The organism is Rhodovulum sp. (assembly GCF_011048875.1).
Classification (GTDB): domain Bacteria; phylum Pseudomonadota; class Alphaproteobacteria; order Rhodobacterales; family Rhodobacteraceae; genus Rhodovulum; species Rhodovulum tesquicola.
Map to the genome: position 1 here is coordinate 1 of NZ_DSDD01000041.1, position 5677 is coordinate 5677.

Annotated in this window: 4 protein-coding genes; 3 read left to right on the forward strand and 1 reads right to left on the reverse strand. The window is 68.0% G+C overall.

What is annotated here, in order from left to right; genetic code table 11:
* A partial coding sequence (gene dxs, locus ENN83_RS01505) for a 1-deoxy-D-xylulose-5-phosphate synthase (protein ID WP_287183271.1) occupies positions 1 to 1485 on the forward strand: 1485 nt, incomplete at its 5' end.
* Positions 1486 to 1539: 54 nt separating this feature from the next.
* On the opposite strand, the gene ENN83_RS01510 is transcribed toward dxs, so the two are convergent.
* Positions 1540 to 2862 (reverse strand): ABC1 kinase family protein, encoded by a 1323-nt coding sequence (locus tag ENN83_RS01510; protein WP_287183272.1) that lies wholly within the window; start codon positions 2860 to 2862, stop codon positions 1540 to 1542.
* Positions 2863 to 3016: 154 nt separating this feature from the next.
* On the opposite strand from ENN83_RS01510, the gene ENN83_RS01515 reads away from it, so the two are divergent.
* The gene (locus ENN83_RS01515; protein ID WP_414707605.1) at positions 3017 to 4135 is read left to right on the forward strand and encodes an AAA family ATPase; all 1119 of its coding nucleotides are present in this window, start codon (positions 3017 to 3019) and stop codon (positions 4133 to 4135) included.
* The gene (locus tag ENN83_RS01520; RefSeq protein WP_287183274.1) at positions 4132 to 5493 is read left to right on the forward strand and encodes a DUF2201 family putative metallopeptidase; all 1362 of its coding nucleotides are present in this window, start codon (positions 4132 to 4134) and stop codon (positions 5491 to 5493) included. Before ENN83_RS01515 ends, ENN83_RS01520 begins: the two co-directional genes overlap by 4 nt.
* Positions 5494 to 5677: the final 184 nt, after the last annotated feature.

A 5677-nucleotide genomic window follows, 5' to 3' on the forward strand; every position in this document is an offset into this window, starting at 1 on the left:
GCCGTGATCGGCGACGGTTCGATCTCGGCGGGGATGGCCTATGAGGCGCTGAACCATTCGGGCCACCTGAAACCGCGGATTTTCGTGATCCTGAACGACAACGAGATGTCCATCGCCCCTCCGGTCGGCGCAATGTCGAGATATCTTTCGGGCCTCTACACGGACACGCCGCTGGGCAAACTCAAGGACATGGCCGAGGATTTCGAGGCCGTTCTTCCGGGGCCGATCCGCGAAGGGGCACGCCGCGCCCGGCAACTGGTCACCGGCTTCCCCGGCGGCGGCACGCTCTTCGAGGAACTGGGCTTCGACTATATCGGCCCGATCGACGGGCATGACATGGGCCAGTTGCTGACCGTCCTGCGCGCCGCGCGGGCGCGGGCCTCGGGGCCGACGCTGATCCATGTCTGCACCGTCAAGGGCAAGGGCTACCATCCGGCCGAAACCTCGGCCGACCGCGGCCATGGCGTGTCGAAATTCGACGTGGCCTCGGGCGCGCAGGCGAAAAGCCAGCCGAACGCGCCCAGCTATACGGCGGTCTTCGGCAAGACCCTGACCGACGAGGCCGCGCGCGATCCCAAGGTGGTGGCGATCACCGCGGCGATGCCCTCGGGCACCGGGCTGGACATCATGCAGGGCCGGTTTCCGAAGCGGGTCTTTGACGTGGGCATCGCCGAACAGCATGCGGTGACCTTTGCGGGCGGGATGGCGGCGTCGGGGCTGAAACCCTTCTGCGCGATCTACTCGACCTTCCTGCAACGCGGCTATGACCAGGTCGTGCATGACGTGGTGCTGCAAAAGCTGCCCGTGCGGTTCTGCATCGACCGGGCCGGGCTTGTCGGCGCGGACGGCTCGACCCATGCGGGGGCGTTCGACGTGGCGTTCCTGTCGAACCTGCCGGGCATGACCGTGATGGCTGCGGGCGACGAGGCGGAACTGGTCCATATGGTCGCGACCGCCGCGGCATATGACGACGGCCCCATCGCCTTCCGCTATCCGCGCGGCGAGGGGATCGGCGTCGAGATGCCGGAACGCGGCCGGATCCTGGATATCGGCAAGGGCCGGATCGTCAGGGAAGGCACGAAACTCGCGCTGCTGTCGCTGGGCGCGCCGCTGATCGACTGCCTGAAGGCCGCCGAAGAGCTGGAGGCGCGCGGTATCTCGGTCACCGTGGCCGATGCCCGCTTTGCCAAGCCGTTCGACACCGACCTTGTGGCCCGTCTGGTCAGGGAGCACGAGGCACTGGTGACCGTCGAGCACGGCGCCGAGGGCGGTTTCGGCGCGATGGTGCTGCACTGGCTGGCGCGGACCGGGCGGCTGGACCGCGGTCTGCCGGTGCGGACCATGACCCTGCCCGACGCCTTCATCGAACAGGACAGCCCCGCGCGAATGTATGCCGAGGCCGGGCTGACCGCGCAGGACATCGCCAATACCGGGCTCGAGGTTCTGGGCATCGCGGCGGCGCGGTTCGGCAGCGCGGCCGGCTGAGGTCCGGGAAAACGACAGCGAACGGCCCCGTCGAAGGCGGGGCCGTTCTGCGTTTCAGACATGCCGCTCGATGATCGCGCGCAGGTCGACGCGGGCCTTCAGGCGGCTGGCCAGCAGGTAGATGCCGCCGAACTTGCGCTGGATGAACAGCGTGTCCATCGGCGGGATGTGCCAGAAATCGCGGTCAGCCCCCAGTTCCATCCCCGCATCCCGCATCCGCAGCGCCAGATCGGTACCGGCGAAGTCGAACGCGCCGGGACGGCGCAGGGGTTCCATCGACATCTCGAACATGGACAGCATCGTTTCCTGGTGATGCGCCGCCGTATCCTCGGCGAAGAATCCGATATCGAGGATCGCGCGCCGCATCGCCGCCCGCTCGCCCGACAGCCCCGCAGCCATCAGCGCGCGGAATTGTTCGGCCATTTCGGGGCCAAAGTCGCGCGAGGCGCCGAAATCCAGAAGCACGATCCGCCCCGTGTCAGGCTGGTAGCGGTAATTGGCGAAATTCGGGTCGGTCTGCATGAGCCGGAACTCGAACAGTTCACGGAACAACAGCCCGATCAGCAGGCCCATAACCCGGTCGCGCTCTGTCTGCGGGGCCTCGGCCAGCGTCTCGATCGGCATGCCCTCAACAAAATCCATCGCGAGTATGTCCGGCGTGGTCAGGTCCGGCTGAAGCCCCGGCACCACGAAATCGGGGGATTCCGCCAGCAAGTCGCCGAACCAGCGCATGTAGCGGCCTTCACGCTCGTAATCGGCTTCTTCGTGAAGCTGGCGCTTGGCCTCGTCCAGCATCGGCGCGATGTCGAGTTCCCGGGGCATCACGCCGGACAGCCGCATCAGCGCGGCCACGTTGTTCACATCGCTGTCGATCGACCGGCGCACGCCGGGATATTGCACCTTGATCGCCAGGTCGCGCCCGTCCTTCGTCTGTGCCCGATGGACCTGCCCGATCGAGGCTGCGGCGATGGGCTGGACCTGGAACTTGTCGAACCGTTTCAACCAGTCGGCGCCCCAGGCATCGGTCAGCACCTTTTTCAGCTGTCCGCCTGGCATGTGATGCGCATCCGCCCTGAGCCGGGCCATGATCTCGGCGAGTTCGGGAGGCAGCATGTCGCCCGCATCCATAGAGATCAGTTGCCCCACCTTCATCGCCGCCCCGCGCATCTGCGCAAGCTGGTCGGCCACGCGCCGCGCATTGGCGGGTGTCATCAGCAGATCTGCCGCGCGCGGGCGCTTTCCCTGCGCTATCTGCCGCGCGCCCGCCAAAGCCATGTTGCCCGCGACAGAAGAGGTCAGCGCGCCGAACCGGGCAAGCCGGCTCAGCCGCCCGGCGGGAACGGCAAGGGCGCGGGCGTCGGGTTTTGGCTGGATCATGGTGCGCTCCTTCAGGGGTGAGGCGCGACGATAGGCAAACGGGTCCGCGTCCTCAGTGACATAGGCACAAAACCCGCGCCCGCAAGGCGGCGGGCGTGATCCCGGCCCCAACCGTCCTAGGTTGGCGGGAACAGACAGGCAGGACGGGTCAGGCCTGAGTGTGAATGCGATGATCGTTTCGGCCGGCGAGGCGCTTGATGTGCTGCGCGCGGGCTGGCAGGCGCAGGCGGCGGGGCACATGCTGGCGTCCTACATGATGCATGGGCGGCCGGGGGTCGGAAAGACGCAGGTCGTCGAGCAACTGGCCGCCGAGATCGGCGCGCGGCTGTTCGATCTGCGCCTGACCACGATCGAACCGCAGGACCTGCGCGGGCTGCCCTATTACGACCACGACGCGCAGAAGACCAAATGGTATCGCCCGGAGGATCTGCCCGACGACCCGGCACACCCTTCGATCCTGTTCTTGGACGAGTTGACGGCGGCCTCGCCCATGCTGCAGCCCACGGTCTACGGTTTGTTGCAGGAACGCCGGGTGGGACGCCACCGCCTGCCCGACAACGTGTTCGTCGTCGCCGCCGGCAACACGGTCGAGGACGGCGCCATCGCCTACCAGATGAACACCGCACTTTCGGACCGGCTGATCCACCTGCATGTGCAGGCCGCCGCCGCCGACTGGCTTGACAATTACGCGGTGCCGCGCGGGCTGCACCCCACGGTCGTCGCCTTCATCAAGACAAGGCCCGACCTGCTGGACACGACCGAACGCACGGTTGCCGAGGGCCAGCTGATCGCAACGACGCCGCGCAGTTGGGAACGTGTCAGCCAGATCCTGCACGCCGTGCCCGACCGGCGGATGCGCAACGTGCTGGTCGCGGGCACGGTGGGCGAGGCCGTGGCGGCCGAGTTCGCGATGATCGCCGATGACATTTCCGCCACCGTGCAGGTGCGGGACATGCTGGAGGCCGACCGCAAGGAGCGGATCAGGCTTTATCCCGTCTCGATGCACGGGCTGAACGCGCTGATCTATGGGCTGATCGGGATTCTGGACGAGCGCAACGTCAATGGGGTGATCGACATCATGGCCGATATCCGCCAGCTTGCCCGGCTTCGCGAGGAGGAGGAGTTCAAGCGCATGCCGCTGTCCGAGCTTTGCACCTACGGCTTCGAGGGGCTGATCCGCAAGGGGCTGGATCTGGGACTGGGCGAGCGGTTCCTTGGCCATGACGCCTATCGCGCCTATGCGGCCGAGCGCAAGGAGGCGGGGCTCGCGTGACGCCGCTGCGCCACTCGACCCGGGCGCGGCGGGCGCTGACCAAGCTTGCCGAACAGGACCCGGCCTTTGCCGCGCTGGCGCTGTGGTGCACCCATCTTGACAGCGACCTGCGCGAGGGGGCGGCCTGGACCGATGGCCGCGCGATCCATTACGGCGCCGATTTCGAGGCGCTGAGCCTGCCCGAGCAGATCGGCCTTGCCGCCCACCACATCCTGCACATCGCCTTTCGCCACGCGCCGCGGTCGCACGCGATGTATCTGCGCTTCGGCGACCGGTTCGACGAGGATCTGTTCAACCTCGCCACCGATGCCATCGTGAACGAGACGCTGATGCTGACCGGTTTCATCCTGCCGCGCCCCGCGGTGCGGCTGACGGGGCTGTTGCTGGCCACCACGCGCGAGAGGATTTCCGGCCAGGATGCTGTCACGAAATACGATGCCGAACGGCTCTATATCGCGCTGATGCAGGACAATGCGCCGACCCGGACCACAAGGCCCGGCGACAAGGGGGTGGCCAGCGGCGGCGGTGGGCGGTCGGGCGGGCAGGGCGGCACCGGCGGCGAGAAGCCGCGTCCCGGCGGAGCGCTGGCCGATGCCGCTCGGGCCTATGCCGACCAGATGGCCTTTGCCCCCGATCTGGACAGCGCGCGGGACGAGCGTGACGAGGGCGCGGGCCGCGAGGAGGATGCCGAATGGCGTCAGCGTGTCGCCCGCGCGATGGAGGCGGGCCGGCTGGCCGGGCATGGCATCGGCGCGCTGGGTCACCGGCTGGCCGATCTGCCCGAGGTCCACACCCCATGGGAGGTGCTGCTGCGCGGGCTGGTCAGCCGCGCGGTCATGGCCAGCCCCCGGCCGCTGGCCACACGGCCCGCGCGGCGCTGGCTGGCCCGCGATGCCGATGCCCGCGCCCATGGCGGCCCCGATCCGGCCTTCGAGCCGGGCATCCTGCGCGATCGCGACATTCCCCGGATCGTGGTCGGCATCGACAGTTCGGGCTCGGTCGATGGCACGCTTCTGGCGAAATTCGCGGCCGAGCTGGGCGCCATCGCCAAGCGCACGGGGGCCGAAACCCATGTTCTGGTCTTCGATACCGAGGTGCGCAGCCGCGCGGTGATGGGGGGGGCGGTCTGGGAAAAGCGGATCACCGACATCCTGTTCACCCGCGATGGCGGCACCTCGTTCATCCAGGTGATGGACGAGGCGCTGGCGCTTGACCCCTCGGCGGTGGTGATCCTGACAGACCTTGAGGGGCCATTCGGCCCCACGCCCCGGCAGCGGCTGCCGATCCTCTGGGCCGTGCCGGGCGATCCGCCGCCCACGGGTGCGCCTTTCGGTCGCGTCCTGAGCCTTGCGCGCTGATGTGGCCGCTCAGGCGGTCGCCAGCGCCTCCAGCCGCGCATGGGCCGACACGCCCTTCGTATCCAGCGTGACGTCATGCAGGAACCGGCCCAGCGCCAGACTGGTGATGTGCATGCGCTGCTCGGTGAATTCGGAATCGAACAGCGTTGTCTCGATCAGCCCGCGCTCTTCTTCGTCCAGATCC

Coding starts and splice junctions, on each gene's coding strand:
- ENN83_RS01510 (WP_287183272.1), bottom strand. CDS start 2,862: ATGATCCAGCCAAAACCCGACGCCCGCGCCCTTGCCGTTCCCGCCGGG.